At 30.8% G+C, this 19,101-nt stretch carries 20 protein-coding genes, 1 tRNA gene and 1 pseudogene; 17 read left to right on the forward strand and 5 right to left on the reverse strand.

Translation table 11 applies throughout. The annotated features are described in order from the left end of the window. A pseudogene (locus A9G35_RS07400) lies at positions 1 to 264 on the forward strand (integrase core domain-containing protein); the annotation flags it as partial. A gap of 183 nt (positions 265 to 447) precedes the next feature. Here the strand turns inward: A9G35_RS07400 and groL are convergent. The 3 genes from groL to A9G35_RS07415 form a co-directional block, all read right to left on the reverse strand. Next, positions 448 to 2,085: a chaperonin GroEL gene (groL, locus tag A9G35_RS07405; RefSeq protein ID WP_065636316.1), complete on the reverse strand. Its 1,638-nt coding sequence runs from the start codon at positions 2,083 to 2,085 to the stop codon at positions 448 to 450. Positions 2,086 to 2,132: 47 nt separating this feature from the next. Continuing rightward, positions 2,133 to 2,426 (reverse strand): co-chaperone GroES, encoded by a 294-nt coding sequence (locus A9G35_RS07410; protein ID WP_034915350.1) that lies wholly within the window; start codon positions 2,424 to 2,426, stop codon positions 2,133 to 2,135. Positions 2,427 to 2,570: 144 nt separating this feature from the next. Beyond that, on the reverse strand, positions 2,571 to 3,008 hold the full coding sequence (locus A9G35_RS07415) for an FxsA family protein (RefSeq protein WP_065636317.1): 438 nt from the start codon (positions 3,006 to 3,008) through the stop codon (positions 2,571 to 2,573). 159 nt (positions 3,009 to 3,167) lie between these two features. Here A9G35_RS07415 and A9G35_RS07420 point away from each other — a divergent pair. Further along, a tRNA-Phe gene (locus tag A9G35_RS07420) sits at positions 3,168 to 3,243 on the forward strand. Between the two features lie 252 nt (positions 3,244 to 3,495). On the opposite strand, the gene A9G35_RS07425 is transcribed toward A9G35_RS07420, so the two are convergent. Beyond that, positions 3,496 to 4,599, reverse strand: a complete 1,104-nt coding sequence (locus A9G35_RS07425) for a hypothetical protein (protein WP_065636318.1) — start codon at positions 4,597 to 4,599, stop codon at positions 3,496 to 3,498. Positions 4,600 to 4,851: 252 nt separating this feature from the next. On the opposite strand from A9G35_RS07425, the gene A9G35_RS07430 reads away from it, so the two are divergent. The 12 genes from A9G35_RS07430 to A9G35_RS07485 all read left to right on the forward strand — a co-directional run bounded on the left by A9G35_RS07430 (position 4,852) and on the right by A9G35_RS07485 (position 16,211). Next, entirely contained in the window at positions 4,852 to 5,451 is a 600-nt protein-coding gene (locus A9G35_RS07430; protein WP_065636319.1) for an inovirus-type Gp2 protein, read from the forward strand. A 125-nt stretch (positions 5,452 to 5,576) separates the two neighbouring features. Further along, on the forward strand, positions 5,577 to 6,047 hold the full coding sequence (locus tag A9G35_RS07435; protein ID WP_065636320.1) for a hypothetical protein: 471 nt from the start codon (positions 5,577 to 5,579) through the stop codon (positions 6,045 to 6,047). A gap of 279 nt (positions 6,048 to 6,326) precedes the next feature. Beyond that, positions 6,327 to 6,512 carry a hypothetical protein gene (locus A9G35_RS07440; protein WP_141671750.1) on the forward strand — a complete coding sequence of 62 codons (186 nt, stop codon included), beginning with the start codon at positions 6,327 to 6,329 and terminating at the stop codon, positions 6,510 to 6,512. 347 nt (positions 6,513 to 6,859) lie between these two features. Further along, positions 6,860 to 7,450 carry an EcsC family protein gene (locus A9G35_RS07445; protein ID WP_065636321.1) on the forward strand — a complete coding sequence of 197 codons (591 nt, stop codon included), beginning with the start codon at positions 6,860 to 6,862 and terminating at the stop codon, positions 7,448 to 7,450. Between the two features lie 117 nt (positions 7,451 to 7,567). Beyond that, positions 7,568 to 8,020, forward strand: a complete 453-nt coding sequence (radC, locus tag A9G35_RS07450) for a RadC family protein (protein ID WP_141673823.1) — start codon at positions 7,568 to 7,570, stop codon at positions 8,018 to 8,020. A 214-nt stretch (positions 8,021 to 8,234) separates the two neighbouring features. Next, a complete protein-coding gene (locus tag A9G35_RS07455; protein WP_065636323.1) occupies positions 8,235 to 9,578 on the forward strand; it encodes a hypothetical protein in 1,344 nt (447 codons plus the stop codon). A 125-nt stretch (positions 9,579 to 9,703) separates the two neighbouring features. After that, positions 9,704 to 9,913, forward strand: a complete 210-nt coding sequence (locus A9G35_RS07460; RefSeq protein WP_065636324.1) for a helix-turn-helix transcriptional regulator — start codon at positions 9,704 to 9,706, stop codon at positions 9,911 to 9,913. Positions 9,914 to 9,998: 85 nt separating this feature from the next. Beyond that, the gene (locus tag A9G35_RS07465) at positions 9,999 to 11,246 is read left to right on the forward strand and encodes a tyrosine-type recombinase/integrase (RefSeq protein ID WP_065636325.1); all 1,248 of its coding nucleotides are present in this window, start codon (positions 9,999 to 10,001) and stop codon (positions 11,244 to 11,246) included. Between the two features lie 65 nt (positions 11,247 to 11,311). Further along, a complete protein-coding gene (locus A9G35_RS07470) occupies positions 11,312 to 11,965 on the forward strand; it encodes an antirestriction protein ArdA (RefSeq protein WP_065636326.1) in 654 nt (217 codons plus the stop codon). A 167-nt stretch (positions 11,966 to 12,132) separates the two neighbouring features. After that, on the forward strand, positions 12,133 to 13,224 hold the full coding sequence (locus A9G35_RS07475; RefSeq protein WP_065636331.1) for a DNA cytosine methyltransferase: 1,092 nt from the start codon (positions 12,133 to 12,135) through the stop codon (positions 13,222 to 13,224). 13 nt (positions 13,225 to 13,237) lie between these two features. Next, entirely contained in the window at positions 13,238 to 14,287 is a 1,050-nt protein-coding gene (locus A9G35_RS07480; protein ID WP_065636327.1) for a restriction endonuclease PLD domain-containing protein, read from the forward strand. A gap of 13 nt (positions 14,288 to 14,300) precedes the next feature. Beyond that, on the forward strand, positions 14,301 to 16,211 hold the full coding sequence (locus A9G35_RS07485) for a Z1 domain-containing protein (protein WP_065636328.1): 1,911 nt from the start codon (positions 14,301 to 14,303) through the stop codon (positions 16,209 to 16,211). 319 nt (positions 16,212 to 16,530) lie between these two features. On the opposite strand, the gene A9G35_RS07490 is transcribed toward A9G35_RS07485, so the two are convergent. Next, on the reverse strand, positions 16,531 to 17,025 hold the full coding sequence (locus A9G35_RS07490; RefSeq protein ID WP_065610757.1) for a hypothetical protein: 495 nt from the start codon (positions 17,023 to 17,025) through the stop codon (positions 16,531 to 16,533). A gap of 381 nt (positions 17,026 to 17,406) precedes the next feature. Between A9G35_RS07490 and A9G35_RS07495 the strand changes: the two genes are divergently transcribed. The 3 genes from A9G35_RS07495 to A9G35_RS07505 all read left to right on the forward strand — a co-directional run. Next, a complete protein-coding gene (locus tag A9G35_RS07495; protein WP_065561594.1) occupies positions 17,407 to 17,682 on the forward strand; it encodes a type II toxin-antitoxin system TacA family antitoxin in 276 nt (91 codons plus the stop codon). Continuing rightward, positions 17,670 to 18,149 carry a GNAT family N-acetyltransferase gene (locus tag A9G35_RS07500; protein WP_065636329.1) on the forward strand — a complete coding sequence of 160 codons (480 nt, stop codon included), beginning with the start codon at positions 17,670 to 17,672 and terminating at the stop codon, positions 18,147 to 18,149. Before A9G35_RS07495 ends, A9G35_RS07500 begins: the two co-directional genes overlap by 13 nt. A 410-nt stretch (positions 18,150 to 18,559) precedes the next feature. Further along, the coding region (locus A9G35_RS07505) for a DDE-type integrase/transposase/recombinase (RefSeq protein ID WP_065636330.1) at positions 18,560 to 19,101 on the forward strand (542 nt) is incomplete at its 3' end.

Genomic DNA, 19,101 nt, shown 5'->3' on the forward strand with positions numbered 1-19,101 from the left:
GCGATTCCATAAGACGATGAAAACAGAATGTTATGATATTTTATTTCGGCGTAAGATTTACACGCAATTGAGTGAAATACAAAACGATATTGAGCAATGGCTTGAATTTTACAATCGAGAAAGAGCGCATTCAGTAAATATTGTTATGGGAAGACACCATGGCAAACATGGAATGATGCAAAGGGGTTGGTTAAGGAAAAGCAATTGGAGAATTTATTTTGCTCATCGGACACGCATTTTGTTAAAATGAAAGCCGATGAGTAATACGTGTCTGTCAGCTTAAGTTTAAGCTACTATATTTTAGCATAGAAGAGTTCCTTTTAATAATGGGCTCCTCTCTATTAGATCAAAGAACTCGCCAAAAAGCGAGTTCTTTGTCATCAATCTGAAACCACTCGCATAACGAGTGGTTTATATTGAAATGTATCTGTTGTATTAACGGTGGAATTACATCATTCCGCCCATACCACCCATACCACCAGCGGCACCTAAGTCAGTCTTATCATCTTTAGGTAAATCAGTTACCATACATTCAGTTGTAATCATAAGGCCGGCAACTGAAGCGGCATATTGTAATGCACTACGTGTTACTTTAGTTGGATCTAAAATACCCATTGCAATCATATCACCATATTCTTCAGTTGCGGCATTGTAACCATAGTTACCTTTACCACCTTTAACGGCATTAACAACAACAGATGCTTCTTCACCACAGTTAGTAACGATTTGACGTAATGGAGCTTCCATCGCACGAAGTGCAACTTTGATACCAACGTTTTGATCTTCGTTTGCACCCTTAAGTTCTGAAATAGTAGTTGCGGCACGGACAAGAGCAACACCACCACCGGCTACAACACCTTCTTCAACAGCTGCACGAGTTGCATGTAATGCGTCTTCAACACGAGCTTTTTTCTCTTTCATTTCAACTTCAGTTGCCGCACCAACTTTAATTACAGCAACACCGCCAGCAAGTTTCGCAACGCGTTCTTGAAGTTTCTCTTTATCATAGTCAGAAGTTGATTCTTCGATTTGTTTACGAATTTGTTCAACGCGAGCTTTGATTAAAGATTCTTCACCAACACCGTCAATAATCGTTGTGTTATCTTTATTGATAACAACACGTTTTGCTTGACCTAAATCTTCAAGTGTCGCTTTTTCAAGCTCTAAACCAATTTCTTCTGAAATAACAGTACCAGCAGTTAAGATTGCAATATCTTGTAACATCGCTTTACGACGATCACCAAAGCCAGGTGCTTTAACCGCAGCAACTTTAACAATACCACGCATAGTGTTAACTACTAATGTTGCAAGCGCTTCGCCTTCAACATCTTCAGCAATTATTAATAATGATTTACCTGCTTTAGCAACGGCTTCTAACACAGGTAATAATTCACGAATATTAGATACTTTCTTATCAGCTAATAAAATATATGGATTATCTAATTCTACTGTTGCTGTTTCTGGTTTATTAATGAAATATGGAGATAAATAACCGCGGTCAAACTGCATACCTTCAACAACATCAAGTTCATCTTGTAAACCAGTACCATCTTCAACAGTGATAACACCTTCTTTACCCACTTTTTCCATTGCTTGAGCGATTAAAGTACCAACTGTTTCATCAGAGTTAGCTGAAATAGTACCTACTTGAGCAATTGCTTTAGAATCAGCACATGGTGCAGATAATTTTTTAAGCTCTTCAACAGCTGCAACAACTGCTTTATCAATACCACGTTTTAAATCCATTGGATTCATGCCAGCGGCGACAGCTTTTAAACCTTCATTAACAATTGCTTGAGCAAGCACGGTTGCAGTAGTTGTACCATCACCTGCTGCATCATTCGCTTTAGAAGCCACTTCTTTAACCATTTGTGCGCCCATATTTTCGAATTTATCTTCTAATTCGATTTCACGAGCAACAGAAACACCGTCTTTAGTAATTGTTGGTGCACCAAATGATTTATCTAATACAACATTACGTCCTTTTGGACCTAAAGTCACTTTAACTGCATCAGCTAATACATTAACGCCTTTAAGCATTTTAATGCGAGCGTCATTACCAAATTTTACATCTTTAGCTGCCATTTTCGTATTTCTCCTAAATTCTGTATATAAATTAAATTAGTTGTCAGTTATGCCTGTACAATAGCTAAAATATCGCTTTCAGACAAAATAAGTACTTCTTCGTTATCGATTTTTTCTGTTTTAACGCCGTACCCTTCATTGAAAATTACGATATCCCCCACTTTTACATCTAACGGCTGTACTTGACCATTTTCTAAAATGCGACCATTACCAACAGCTAAAACTTCACCACGAGTTGATTTACCTGCTGCTGAACCAGTTAAAACAATACCGCCAGCTGATTTTGATTCTACTTCTTTGCGTTTAATGATCACACGATCATGCAATGGACGAATTTTCATTAGTTATCTCCTAGCACTAATTTTTAATTAAGATAATTATTAACAGAAATCATAGAATTATGATTTTTTAATGTAGTGCACAATATATGGGGATTATTTTAAATTCTTCAAGAGAACAAATTTAAAAAAAGTCTAACTGATTATTTATTCATCATTCTTCTGTTTGAATTCACCTTCAATAATATCATCCTCTTGATAGTGCATTTGTGATGAAGAAAATTTTGATCTAATTGGTATTTTTCGAACAATAAATTCCACGATATGATCTTGTACATGGGGTATTAATAAGATTGCACCTAAAATATCAGTTAAAAACCCTGGAATAAGCAAGAAAAAACCGGCAAAAAGCAAAGCTACACTTCTAATTACTTCATTTTTATAGCTTTGATTATTAGCTATTTTTTGTTGCATAATATTAAGGTTTTTCAAACCCTGAGTTTTAACTAACGAGAAACCAAGAATAGATGTTGCAATAATACAAATTAAAGCAAGAAAAATACCAATAGAATTGGCAACAGCTATGAAAAAGGTGAGTTCAAAATAAACATAAATAAAGAAGATAATAAAGCCAACAAATCGCATATATAATTCCTATAAGGATAAAAACATATTATTAAAATATTATCTTTTAATATGAAGATGATTAGCTATTTTTCAACCAAACAATATATATTTTAAAAAAAATATTACAAAAGGGATTGACTGATAATCACGAATCGTGTTTAATATGCATCCATTGTTGCCCGGATAGCTCAGTCGGTAGAGCAGGGGATTGAAAATCCCCGTGTCCGTGGTTCGATTCCGCGTCCGGGCACCAATCACCAAATTCTAAGACCTGCTTCTAGCAGGTTTTTTTATGCCTAAAGCCTTTTCAAATAAGCCTTTCACCTTGTTTCACTACTCAACAGTGTTCAACTGGAATTACCCCAAATCAAGCGGAAAATCGGATACAAACCCGGATACATTTGGTTCGATAATGGCGTGTATCCATAAAATGGCTTTAAAGCCTTTTTTTGCAAGGGTTATAGAGAATTGCTTGCCTAATTACTATTATTAGATAAGTTTAAATCTATACTATTTTATTTAAATCATTTTCATTGTTTTCTGCTGTATCTTTCGTAATACGCTTACATTGTTTTTTTAAAATTTTGTTATTTTTTGCTCTATTTGAAGATCTTCTCTCTTTTTGCAACCATAGTTTTTTCATTGTTTTGAGTAATTTGTCTGTTATTCCATCTTTTGGAGCTGTATATATAGCAGTAAAAATAGCTAAATAGCGTTCTTCATTATTAGTAAATTCAAAAAAATTAAAACAAAAATTTTGATTAAGTCTATAATTCTTTTTATGCTGAAGGATTGTAATTGAGTGTTCTTTTTGCAAAAATTCCCATATCCAACGACATTGCTCCTCATTAGATTTATTTATCCAATTTAGAGTATTTTTTGAATTATATATCTTTATCCAATCTTTTTTATAACATTCAATTAAATCATTTGGATAGAAATACTCTAGATTGATATTTGTTAAATCGAAAGCATAACATTTATAAAATGTATCTATTCTTATGCGAGTTGTCTCATGATATGCAAGATAATTAAACATCAGTTGAATAGAATCCAACCTTTCTTTGTGAGAGGTTGGATTTTGGATTTGATTTTCAAAAAAATAGCAGATGACAATATCAATATACTTTCTGTACTGTGTAATATACCTCTTATGTTTAGGTAACCAATCGATCGATTCCCCATCTTGATTAGTAGGATTATCAGTAAATACAGGTAATATTATAGGATTTTGATATATTGTACGTAATTTATACCAAAGGCCCATACATGCCATTTTATTATTTTTTAACCATGAAAAATCAATTTTGTTGAAATGATATTTTTCGTAATATTGCTGTAATTCTTTTAATTTATTCTCAATATACTGTTTAAATAATATTATTTTTTTTTCATCTGATTCCTTTATAACCTTTAAATAGAGATTTTCATTAATTAATTTACAAAAATTAATAGGTAACATGCTTTTTATTTTCTGTCCATTAAGAACAATATAAAAATCATTTACTTTATTTATTAAATAATCATAAATAATAAAACAAGTGTAAAGATTCTTCGTATGTACAATTAATTTACCTTCATGGTCTCTAGTTATAATTGTTTTTTCCATTTTCTATCCACCTAAATTAATGAAGTAAAAAAGAAGTAAAAATGAATATATAATGAAGTATTTTCGAAGCAAATTTTAGACTTACTTACTTGTATTAACAACGAAAAATTGAATATATACTGAATTAAGGTTAATTAATATTATTATATAGAAGTCAGTAGTACCCTATCTGAGTAAACCATCAGTTACTAAAACATTAAAAAAATAATCTTGCTCCTTATCAAATAACTCTAATTTGATAAGGGCAACTAAATGCAAAATAAAAATTTTACTATTAATAAACAACTCAATGATCAACTCATTGCACACCTAAATAAGCTACAAGATAGATACTCAAAAATTTTACCGATTCGAATCGACATTCATTATGCTAAAGATGATGAGTTCAATACTGATATTGAAACAACCAAAAAAGAAATAATGTACTTCCTCTATCAAGCTATGCAACTTGAACTTGATATTGTAGGGTATGCTGTTGTTATGGAATTTAATCAGAATGAACATATCCATTTTCATTCTGTTTTTTATGTAAATGGTCAAAAAAGACAAAAATACTATCCTATTTACGTTGCACTGGAACGTGCATGGTATGAACTGACTAAAGGTTATTTGTATGATTGTCAGCGGAATAATTATCATATTAATGGGCTAAGGATAATAAATCATCACGATGATGAAGCATTTCGTTCTGTTTGTTATATGCTTAGTTATTTAGCTAAAACAGAACAGAAATCATTTTTTAAAGAGTGTTATAGTGATTGTCTATTTTTAAGTAAAGTCCCGCCTCCAAGTCATCGAGGAAAACCTAGAACACTTGGTCTGAATAAATTTTTAATTTCTTCCCGTATTTAATAATCCCAAAAAACTATTTCCTTCATTTTGGAAAATCACTATGAATCTTTAAAAGTATGTTTATACAAAGAAGTCAACAAAACAGACTAATTGCTATAGATCCAATTCATATAAAGGAATAAAAAATGGACAACTACTATGACCTAATACTAAATAAGCTAAGAGCTCATCATAGATCGTTACTTACAAATTATGGGAAGTTATATCCAGTCAGAATGGATTTTGCCTATCATGACGATGCCTATCAAAGGCAATATGGAATAGATGCGTATATGGATATGTTGAACTTGTCTGATTTAACATTACTTTCCAATCATATTCTTAGTATTGTTTGGGTAATGGCTTTTAATAAACAATACGGCTTTTATTTTCCCACCATGTTGTACTTTAGCTCAGAACAATATGCAAATTATAACGTTATTATGAATTCCGTTACCAATCTTTGGAAGAATGAAACTGATGGATATGGTATTAATGTTGAAAAAAAACTAACTAAGAATGCTTTATCTGAGTTAGCACAATTTTCTTGGAAGAAACATGATCCTCTTCATACTTTGTATATAAACAGTATGTATACTCTCAATCAAATTAATTGATCGTTTATAACGATCAATCAGATCTTAACTGATCGTTATAAACGATATGACAGTGCACAATATATTTCTAATAATAATGATGTATTTTAATTCAATAATAATTTAAGGAGATAAATAAAATGGCTAAATCTGATTGTGGCGAATGCAATGGTACGGGAGTCATCCCTTGTTCATTAGAATATGGCGGTGAACCCCATCCCGAAAATTGCCCTGTATGTGGTGGGGATGTTAATTTTACATTTCCATGTCCAGAGTGTTCGGAGTATAAAGATGACTATTATGAGTAGAGTTAAATGGTTGGGTAAAAAACTTTACCAAGTAGGAGACTTTACAGTGACAAAAGTACTTCCCGCAGTTATTGTAAGTTCTGCTAACTCCATTTTAAATTCAGATAAAGCAACAGATGAGCAAAAAGCAAAAGCTAAGAAAAGCTTAGCTCGTTATGAAAAAAACAAGAAGTATTAGTAATAAATGAGGTTCCTGTTCATAATTCTGTGTCATTTCCTCTTTTGCTACACAGTTTACCTAAATGACACAAAATATTGAACTCCTCCTCTAATCTTATTCATGAAGCAAACTCATTTATCCGATTTGCTTCATATTTTCTCAATATGCTTCAACACTCTTATTATAAATAATTTTAAATAGATATCATTAGTTGAACATACCAATATGTCCGTTCAATTAACATTTTTATAAGGAGTGTACCATGTTAAATCGTCAAATATTACAAAACACCTTATTTTATTTATTAGAGCCTTCTTACAATCATTTTCATTCTTTATTTAAGTCGACAAATAAGGAAGCATGATATGTCAGATAAATTACCTTTACTACTTGATAAACTCTATCAGCTTTGTTTGACCGGTGGTTATGGTTTTTCCTCTGCTTATACATTAGCCGAAAAACATAAAGCCAATTTCCCTTTACATTCAGATAAGCTTGATAAACTAATCAAACATGAAACAGACAAAGCAACAGCTACAGGTTTTATCACAGGGTTAGGCGGGATTGCAAGTTTACCTATAACTTTGCCAACAAACGCCTTAAGTGTCTTGTTTATTCAAATGAGGCTCGTTACAACCATTGCTATCTTGCAAGGTCATGATGTGTATGATGAAAGAATTAAAATCTTAATTTTCTTATCATTATGTGTGATGACAAGCAAGTTAAGATTACAGCAGTTTTGTTTAGCTACATTGATGAAACAGCCAAATGAAGTAATTCGTAAAATAAGTCTATCGGTCATTAAACAGCTTATTAGTATTATAAGTGCAAAGCATAGCTTAAAGTTAATTAAAGTGATCCCGATTTTTGGTGGTGTGATGGGAGCTGTTGTTGATCGCATTATTACTTATCGCATTGGCCAATTTGCTAAAAAACAATTTAATCAAACCTATTAGCTGAATAACACTAATAATTCAATTATCTAAAAATTCACCTATTTATACATTTATCTCATTAATTTCAGTTTTTACATGAAAGACATTATGCTTTGCTCAGTCTTAACAGGAGAAAAAATGAAAACTTCCTATTCAACAAAGCGCATTGTGACAATAGCGTTAAAATTGCTCGAAAAGCAGATGAAAATAGAAAATAACCAATTCACAAAACCTAATCAAGTCATTGACTACCTTAGACTAAAATTAGAACAAAAAGAAAGAGAGCATTTTGTTGCTATGTACCTGAATAATCAACATCAGTTAATTAAAGTAGAAACACTTTTTATGGGTACAATTAACTCTGTGGAAATCCATCCTAGAGAAATAATTAAACAAGCACTTAGGTATAATGCTGCAGCAGTTATTTTTGCCCATAATCATCCATCAGGCGAATCGCAACCCAGTAATGCAGATCGTAATATCAATCAAAAGCTAACAGAAATATTAAATATCGTTGGTATCCGAGTATTAGATCACATTGTGATTGGTCAACAATCATATTTTTCCTTTGCTGAACAAGTGAATGGGTAATTTTTGAAAATTTACTTAAGATGTATTGATCGTTTTTAACGATCAATAAGATCTTATTGATCTGTTTAAACGATATGACTTTATTTAAATAATCGATGAAAATATAAACTCAATTAAAAACAATAGCTAGTATGTGTCAAGTTAAGTTTTCAGTACCACACAAAAATACAATTTAAGTAAAACTAATTAATTCTTTTTTCCATAAGGAATAACAATGAAAAAAATAACAATTGTTTTATCCGTACTGATTCTCACAGCGTGCGGAGACTCATCACAGGTTAAGCAAGTTAAAGATTATGTGTATGACAATATCGACTCAACTCTTACTGTAGGTAATGCGCTTGATAACCGAAATATCTGTAATAAAACGAAGTGGGATTCATATAAAGATGAACGAGATCGAAATATTGTTGAATATACTTGTGAATTTAAAAAGGATCATCCAAATCAATTTTTAAAGCTAACATTTTCTGGTATGGCTGGAAATTTAAAAACTATGCTTGTAGATAAAAATATCAATATTACATTAGATGGTTATGAAAAATTTAAAGAGGAAGAAAAACGATATAAGAATGTTAAATATCCCCATTATACGGTATATAAAAATTACATTGATGCAAAGGCTAAAAGTTACATTAAAGCGAAAGCGAAACTGGTTATTTATGACAAGTTGAAGAAAGCTCTTCTTGAAATAGAAAAAAGTAACGCCTTAGCTCGCTATCAAGAAAATAGAAAATATCTCCTATCAAATAAGGAAATAATCATAAAAGAAATCAAAGAAGAAGAAAAATATAAAATCCTTGATAGTCGGGGTTTTTATGCACGTTACCCGGATAATGTCATTAAATCTATTTATGGTGATAAAAGCAATGATGGAATTATAAATTATGATCATTTTTTTCTTTATGGATTTTCTGAAGGAAGAACCAATACCAATATAGATAATAAAGATATTGTGAAAAAAATAGAACAAATTGAAAAAGATATAATTTCTATCAAAGAAATATTAAAAAAACATGGTTTAATTTTTGAACGTGGTTACGCGTCTTTTAAACGTTATAAGGGAGAAAAGGTTGAACTACTTGATCTTTATGATGATGATTATTCGAAATTAATTTACCAATATCTACTTGAAGGTAATTCAGCCAAGAAGATAACCTTAAATACGAAGGATGGTAAGAGGACATTATCTGTTAATAATTATCAGGAACTTTTAGTCTATTTTGAGGGAGTGGAAAACGGTATAGTTAAAAATATTATAGAAAAAGTAATTGATCCATATAATCAAAATCTAACTAACAAAATCAATCAATTTGAAAAACTTGCAAAAGATATAAAAACTGAAAGTTATCAACAAAAGATAAAATGGGTTCTAATAGGTGAAAGAAATCCATCATTAATAAGTTGTGAATTAGAGTTTAAAACCGATGGATATCCATCCGTAAAATCTGACTCAAGTATGTCATCATCTTGCTTTCGAAATGCCTATAAAACCAACTATGTTGATCAAATTTATAATCAACCTATTATGAGTTTTATAAATAAGGTTGCAAATTAATCAATTAGTATGCTTATAAACGGCTTTGTAAAAATAAGCCGTTTATGATCGAAGTAGTAAAAAAATATTGTTGTTACCTATCTATTGAATGTAATTAACCCACATCACTCAATAGAGGTACAACAATGTCAACATTCTTATCCCCTTTGGATGCACAAACACATCCAGATTACCTAATTGATATGAAATATATCACCACACTCACAGGCATGACAGATAAATGGTTTTATGCCTTGATAAAACAAAATAAATTTCCACCCCCTATTAAACTAGGAAGATCCTCGCGTTGGTGTCTAAAAGAGGTTGAAGCATGGATAAAGACCAAAACTAATTAACAGTTAAATTTCTATTAACCAAAGCCACATAGTCAAATATGTGGCTTTTTTTATGTCTAAATTTCTATAATTGAGGAATTTCGTTATGTCCTTAACTGATTTAAAAATAAAATCAGCCAAACCACACGATAAACAATATAAACTTTCTGATGGTGATGGTTTATTTTTGCTTGTTCACTCCAACGGTTCTAAATATTGGCGCTTTCGCTATTATTTTAATGCTAAAGAAAAATTAATGTCGATAGGCCAATATCCTAATGTCTTATTAAGCGAAGCTAGAAGGCTACGAGACGAAGCCAAATCATTACTAGCTAGAAATATTGACCCACAGGTAGAAAAGAAAGCAAAACAGTTTGAAGATGAAATACAAGTTACTTTTGAACAAGTTGCTCGTAAATGGTGTACCAATAATAAAACTTGGTCTGAGCCACATAGAGCAAAAGTACTACGAACATTAGAATTGTATTTATTCCCAAAAATTGGCGCTTATTCTATTTCAGCATTAACTACTCGTCAGTTAATTGTTCCAATTAAAGCTGTTGAAGATCAGGGGCGTTTTGAAGTCGCTAGCCGATTACAGCAACGTACTTCAGCAATAATGCGTTATGCAGTACAAAATGGTTACATCTCTTATAACCCTGCTCAAGATTTAAAAGGGGTAGTGAGTAAAGTAAAGGTTAATCATCGCCCTGCACTTGAACTCGAACAAATACCTGAACTTTTAGAACGCATTGATAATTTTAAAGGACGAGAGTTAATCAGATTAGCAATTAAACTTTCTCTAATTATATTTATTCGTTCTAGTGAACTACGGTTTGCTCGTTGGTCAGAAATTGATTTCGATAAAAAGATTTGGACTATTCCTGCTGAAAGGGAGAAAATTGATGGTGTACCTCATTCTCACCGAGGTTCAAAAATGAAAACGCCTCATTTAGTTCCGCTAAGCGATCAAGCAATTGATGTTTTAAAACAAATACATGAAATTAGTGGAATGTATGAGCTGGTATTTATTGGTGATCATTCTGCAAGAAAACCAATGAGCGAAAATACGGTTAATAAAGCACTTCGAACAATGGGTTATGACACCAAGACAGAACTTTGTGGACATGGTTTTAGAACTATGGCTTGTAGTGCATTAGTTGAATCGAATCTATGGTCACGAGATGCTGTTGAACGCCAGATGAGTCATCAAGAACGTAATGGCGTTAGAGCCGCTTATATCCACAAAGCACAACACATTATCGAACGAACTAAAATGGTTCAATGGTGGGCTGATTACTTGGATTCAATCCGCACTGAGTTTATTATGCCTTATGAGTTCAAAACAAATTAAAAAACACCTCACTGTTTAATTCATTTCTCAATATCAATTAATATCAAAAAATTAAGGAATTGTTTATGCAAACATTACCTAGTGTATCATCATGCCTAAAATCCACTACGGTGGGTTCTGGTATGATCTCAGTATTTATCACCAATTTAGAAAAATATAACGAAGGAAAATTGATCGGTGAATGGCTAGAGCTACCAACAACACCAGCAAAAGTAAAACAATGCTTTAAACAAATTGGCATTGATAGTGTTAATTACAAAGAGTTCTTTTTAAGTGGTTACAAATCGTCTATATATGGCATAACAAATTATATCTCTGAAAATAGCAATCTTAATGAACTAAATTATTTAGCCTGTAAACTTGACGAATTAAGTCATGATGAAATGGAAATCTATGAAGCAGCAATTGATATTGGCGGATACGTTAATTCAATTGCTGATTTAATTAACCTAGCAGATAATCTAGATTGCTTTCAATGTCTATATAACATCAGCAATGAATATGATTTAGGTTTCTACTGGATTGCTGAAAGTGGTTGTTATAGTTTAAAAGAACTTGGTAACTTAGCTAATTACTTTGATTACGAACGATATGGCCATGATATTGCACTTGAACAAAGTGGTACATTTTATTCTGGTAATTACATCTATTATACAGGTGAAAGTTTTAGTTTTGATTATGATGGGAAATACGTGCCAAAAGAATTTTGGCTTGGATAAGACGAATACTTTATATATTTAGAAACTTTATTAAATCAAAAAAACGTTTATCATAGATATTACTAAAGTATGAACCACTGTATTAATAAACAGTTATTTATTGTATAATACAATAAACATACGAAAATATAGAAGGTTACAAAGTGAAACAAGTTAAAGAATTTACAATGCCTAAGATTGTATCATTATTTTCTGGATGTGGAGGGTTAGATTTAGGTTTCCACCAGTGTGGTTATAAAACGGTATGGGCTAATGATTTCAATAAATGGGCTGCTGAAACTTTTACTCGTAATTTTGGAAATGTAATGCATTGTGGAGATATTGAATTAATTGATCCATATATCGATGATAGTATACCTCATTGTGATCTTATTTTAGGTGGATTTCCATGTCAGGATTTTTCTATTATATGGAAACGACCTGGATTGAATGGTGAGAGAGGAAATTTATATAAAAGCTTTTTAAGATTTATTGATGCAAAAAAACCAAAAGCTTTTGTTGCTGAGAATGTAAAAGGTTTACTTAGTGCAAATAAATACAAAGCAATTGAAACAATAATTAAAGACTTTGAAAATATAACTCCAGGATATTTAGTTAAAGTTCAATTATATAATTTTGCAGAGTATGGTGTACCACAATTTAGAGAACGAGTTCTAATCGTTGGTATTCGTAAAAATACAGGATTTAATTTTATTCATCCTTCACCAACTCATGGTAATAAAGAACTTTTGTTGCCTTTTGTTACAGCAGGGGAAGCATTAGAAGGGGTTGAACAAATTAAAAGTAATAATGAACACATGAATATTCAACCTAAAACCATAGAAATGTTAAAATTAATTCCAGAAGGAGGGAATTTTACTGATATTCCTAAGGAACATCCTTTATATGTAAAAGGTATGATAAGTCATGTATATAGAAGAATTAACAGAAACGAGCCATCTAAAACTATTATTGCAGCTGGTGGTGGCGGTACTTGGGGGTATCATTATCCAGAACCTAGACCACTAACTAATAGAGAAAGAGCTCGATTACAATCATTTCCAGATAATTTTGAATTTATTGGTAATAATGCTGAAGTACGTCGCCAGATTGGTAATGCTGTGCCACCTCGCGGAGTTCATGCATTAGCTAAAGCTTTATTACCTTTATTTGAGAATAGTTATCAATATGAAAATTTAGATAAAATCAGCGATAAACTGAAAAGAATGTCGATTAGAGAAAGATTACTTCTTGATACTATAAATAATAAAAATATTTAACGGAAAGGTAACGATGGAATTATTAACCTCAAATTTACAACCATTGAGAACTGAAAATAGTACATTTAGTTCAAAATTTGATGAATTATTATCTAACTGTAAACAAATTGATATAGCAGTTGGTTATATTTCAGAAGATTCTTTAGCTCATTTGACTAATTTTATTTACAAAAATGGGAAACCTTTTTGTAATATAATTATTGGGATGCATTATTTTGATTATTTCACATACTCACAATATGCAATTGCAAAAGAAATGGAAACATTTTTGAAGGATAATAAGTTGGGGTGTGTGAAGTTGGTCACAAATTTCCCATTTCATGGAAAAATATATTCTTTTCATCAAAAAAACAACTGTATTTCTATCATCGGCTCTTCAAATATGAACAATATTTTGTTACATCAACCTATTAGACAGTATGAGGTTGATCTTTTAATAGAAGATAAAACTATTAATAACAATATTAATAGTTTTATCTCATCATTATTAGAAATTTCATCTGACCTATCTTCACCTAACTTGAAATTGCCTGGGTTTAAAAAAGTAAATAATTTATTAGATGGATTACCTGATGTTAATATAATTAATGATGAAGTAGTCCGGCATATAAAAAGTAAAATATCAAAAAACGAAATTATCTATATTCCTATTTCTACTGCAGAAAAAGCAGCATCTAGTAATATTAATGCTTGTTTCGGAAAAGGAAGAGAAAATAAAAAAACAGGCATTGTAAAAAATAGGTCTTGGTATGAAGTAGAGTTAATTGTGGCAAAAAAAATTGCCTGTTTACCTAATTATCCTAAAAATATAATTAAAGTTATTACTGATGATGGTTACCAATTTGAATGTAAAATTAGTGGTACAAATAATAAAAACTTTCGTTCTACACCTAAGTTAACTATTTTAGGCAAATGGTTAAAAGGCCGATTAGAAAATGCTGGTGCTTTGAAAGTTGGACAAATGGTAACAGATGAGGTCTTAGCAAAATATGGTACATCACATATTAAAATGAGCTTAATTAAAAATAATGAATGGTTTTTAGATTTTGAGCCGGAATTATAAGGAATAGTTAGAGATGCAACACTATAATAATTATATTAAATTAATAGAGCAAAACTCTTCTAAAGATATTGCTCAAAATATAGAAAGTTCCGTTACAGCAATAATCCCTAATTATATATCTTGTTTTGACTTTAATAGTCATCGTACCGGCTTGTTATTAGGAAATGTTCAGAGTGGGAAAACAGGACATATGCTAGGTGTAATAGCATCAGCAGCAGATAACCATTTTGATTTTTTTATAATTTTAACAACAGATAATGTTAGACTACAAAAACAAACTTTAGCTAGAGCTCTCAATTCATTAGATACTTTTTGTATTTGCGATGAGTCAGATGATATACGATTCATACAAAATCAAATGAGAAAACCTGTTATATTAGTTTTAAAGAAGAATTCTAAAACTTTAACTTCTTGGTATAACAACTTGATCTCATCAAAATTTTTGCATGGACGTGCAGTTTTTATTGTTGATGATGAAAGTGATGCAGCAAGCCTGAATACTAAAGTTAATAAAAAAAATATCAGTACTATTAATAATAAAATTTCAGAAATACGAAAACTCGGAAATAGCAGTTTTTATCTTCAAGTAACAGCAACCCCGCAATCATTATTTTTACAATCAACATTAACTGGATATAGACCAGAATTTGTACATTATTTTCAACCAGGAGAAGGATACCTTGGAGGGAATTTTTTTTATAGGATTCAATATAGCGATGATGAAATAATCGTTCCTTATCCTATTCAATTTACCGGTGAAGAAGAGTTAAAAGACTTAAGAATTGAAGAATTACATCTTCCGGAAGGAATGCAAATGGCTATTGCTAGTTTTCTCATTGCATCAGCTCATTTATTTTTAGTAGGTAATAAAGAATCTTGTTCTTTTCTAATTCATCCTAGCGTAAGTATTTCAGACCATGAGATTATTGCTAATAAGATTAGTGAATCTCTAAATGATATTTTATATGCAATGAGACATGCAGATTTATTTAAGGATTCACTTAAATATGCTTGGGAGAATCTGGTAAAAACTAAACCTGATATCTTAAGTTTTAATAAATGTTATAAATTTATCTTAGATATACTTGAAAATCAAAAAATTAATATTATTACAGTAAACTCAAGTAATACTTATAAAGATGATTTTGGTAAGGGAATCAATATTATTATTGGAGGCAATGCTATTGGTAGAGGTGTAACATTTCCTAATCTACAAACAACTTATTATTGCCGTAAATCAAAAAAACCACAGGCTGATACATATTGGCAGCATAGCCGTGCTTTTGGATATGATAGAGACTCTGGGTTAGTTCGAGTGTTTTTACCACCGAGTTTATTTAAACTATTTTCTGAGTTAAATTATGCAAATAGTGCAATGATAGAATATATCCAAAATAATAATATAAATAATATAAATCTTGTTTATCCTAAAGGTATTACACCAACAAGAAATAATGTTATTGATAAAACTATGTTGAACATTATTGTTGGTGGCGTTAATCATTTCCCTAGTTTCCCTAAAGAAAAAAACACATCAAAAATAGATAAAATATTGAATTCTTTTGATGGTAAAGAATTCCATGAAATAACAGATATTGATTTTTTAAAAGAAATAATTCTATATTGCGATTCAGATGTTAAAAATGATTGGCCAAAGGAAAAATATATTGATTGTATTAATTCTTTAGCGGATGAAGATAAAGAAAAAGCAATTCTAATTATAAGAAAAGACAGAAATATTGGGAAAAATACAGGTACCTTATTATCACCAACAGACCGAAAATTAGGAGATAAATTTAATAATATTATTGTGTTAACAATGTATAGAGTTCTTGGAACGATAGATAAAGGCTGGAATGGTAAACCTCTATGGATTCCTAATATTAAATTCCCTAAAGATAAATTTTTTTATAATTGTAATTAATTTTTATTATTTAAAACTTTTGGTTAGTTTTCTTATTTGGCGAATCGATAAAAATTTATTTAAAAAATATTACAGCTATAGACTCTTAAATAAGAATTTTTCCTCAAGCCACTTAAAACTTGTTTTGAGTAAGCATAAAGATATTGCAAATATCGCTTTTCTAACTGATGATTTCGTTATAAAAACCATCTATTTAGCAATGTAAAAAGGATAAAAAGCAGATTTAAAACTAAAAAAGTATGATGTATCGATTTACTAAAGAATCTGGTGGCAAATTTAACTGCCACCATTAAAATAGTAAATAAACATTTAGGATGTATCAAAGACTCTGTTTGTATAAATTAATATCATTAATAACCTTTTTTTGTATATCTTTATTCCAAGTTTTGAGTATTGCTATGATAGCCTTACTTTGTTCTATTTCTCCATCCTGATATTCACTTAACACATAGATTTTGGCTGTTTTCTTAATTCGTTTTCCATAACTATTTAAAAATAAACCTAACTTTTCTCTTAATTCTTTATCTTCTTCCTTTGAAGGTTTAATTTTCCACTGTTGTAATATTGCGTCTGTTTGCCTTCCATCTAACTTATTTTGACTTTTATTTTCATATTTTTCTAAAGATATTCCTTGATAACCTATAAACTTACTTGGTCCAAATATCCAATTTCCTAATTCATCCTTATGAGCAAACCAATTTGTAAATTGTCCTAAAGCATTAACTAGATCATTTTTTCTATTTTTTTTATTTAATTCAATTTGAAAATCTTCTATATTTTTAATGACGTGATTAATATTAGATACTAATAGCATATTAATGCCTCCTATTTACTTATTGAACAAAATCTTATTTAACGATCACTGAAATTAATTTCAATAATTTCATGAAGTGAATGAATTGTATTATTTGTTTGAATCAAAATCAAGACTTAAAAAATATTTATTACAATAATATCTCTAATAAATTTATAAAAAGACAAAACCAATACGGATATAAACTCGGATACATCCTGTAAATACCCCAAACTCAGTACACAATTAACGTAGAAGGTTACCCATCCTATTTTAATAATTTATATTCAATAACGTTTATGCTATTTATTTCTTTAATATTTAAACACCACTTTACCTGTATATCAATTTGATATACAATCATACTGTAGCACTTTCACACAAAAAAAAACGGCAATTAAAATGAGAACTGAAACCAAAGAATCGCCTATTAATATTAGAGCTAAGGCATCCCAAAAAGAATTGATTGATATTGCGGCTCATTTACTATCTAAATCACGCACTGATTTTATTTTAGAAGCGGCCTGCTCAAAGGCTGAAGATGTTTTGCTTGATCAGCGTCTTTTTTTAATCGACGATGAACAGATAAATGCTTTCAATCATGCAATCGAAGCCTCTTTTGATAGTAATGAAAAAATTCAAGCTTTATTGTCGCGAAAGTCACCATGGGAAAAATAGAAGCGCCACACTTATTGAATGAACATCATGATTTTGCATCATTTGATTGTGAAGAGTTGTCTTTGAATGAATGGTTGAAGAAAAAATCCTTAAAAAATCAAAAAAGTGGTGCTTCCCGTACATTTGTGATTTGTGACAATAACAAAGTAATCGGTTTTTATTGTTTATCAACTGGTAGTATCCAACATCGACAACTAACATTGAGTAGATTTAAGCGCAATATGCCCGATCCTATTCCGGTTATTATCTTAGGCCGTTTAGCTATTGATAAAAATTACAAAGCAAAAGGATTAGGTGCAGCATTATTAAAAGATGCTATATTACGCTCGAAAGAAGTCTCTAAACAAGTTGCTTCTAGAGCACTATTGGTACATAGCTTAACAGATGAAGCCAATGCGTTTTATATTAAATTTGGATTTGTTGATTCTGGGATTCAGGAAAGAACAATGCTAATCTCTTTATGGTAATAAAATTGAGCTTAATTGTACATTTTTAAAGCAGATAAATTTAGGGACACAAATACGGGTACATTTTTCATTTAAATTTTTTAAATCCAGTCACCACAAGGATTAAAACTGCATCTTCGATTCCGCGTCCGGGCACCAATTACCAAATTATAAGACCTGCTTCTAGCAGGTTTTTTTATGCCTAAAGCCTTTTCAAATAAGCCTTTCACCTTGTTTCACTACTCAACCGAATTCAACTGGAATTACCCCAAATCAAGCGGAAAATCGGATACAAACCCGGATACATTTCAATTTACACTGATAATAGGGCGAAAATCGCTATCCTAAAAGCAAATCGACATCGTTATAGCATAACAAAACCATGTCAATATTTAGGATTATCAAGATATTATGCTTATTATCAGTGTAAATTGAATAGACAAAAATCAGTAGGGCTTTATGCCGATAAAATCGTGACGCTATTTAATCAGAGCTATCAGTCTTATGGTACAAGACGAATTCGTTTTGATTTACAAAAAGAGAATATTTGGGTGTCACGCCGTTACATTGCTCGGGTGATGAAAGCCTTATTGCTGGTATCAAAATACACCGTTAAACGTTATCAATCTCACAATACAGAAGTGAATGAAACCGCCACAGAAAATCACCTGCAACGACAATTTGATGTAGGTGATAAAAAACAAATTGTTGTTGCGGATTTAACCTATATTCAAGTTAAGCAACGTTGGAACTATTTATGTGTTTTAGTGAACTTATCCGATAGGCAGATTGTCGGTTACCATGTTGGCCAACATAAAACAGCAGAGCTTGTTATGTCGGCATTAAGCCAAATTAAAATGCCATTATCGAAATTAGATTTATTTCATTCAGACCGCGGTAAAGAGTTTGATAATCGGTTATTAGCGGATTGTTTTAAGACATTTAATATCACGCATTCATTAAGCAAGAAAGG

Source organism: Gilliamella sp. Choc5-1 (assembly GCF_001690595.1).
GTDB classification, from domain to species: domain Bacteria; phylum Pseudomonadota; class Gammaproteobacteria; order Enterobacterales; family Orbaceae; genus Gilliamella; species Gilliamella apicola_M.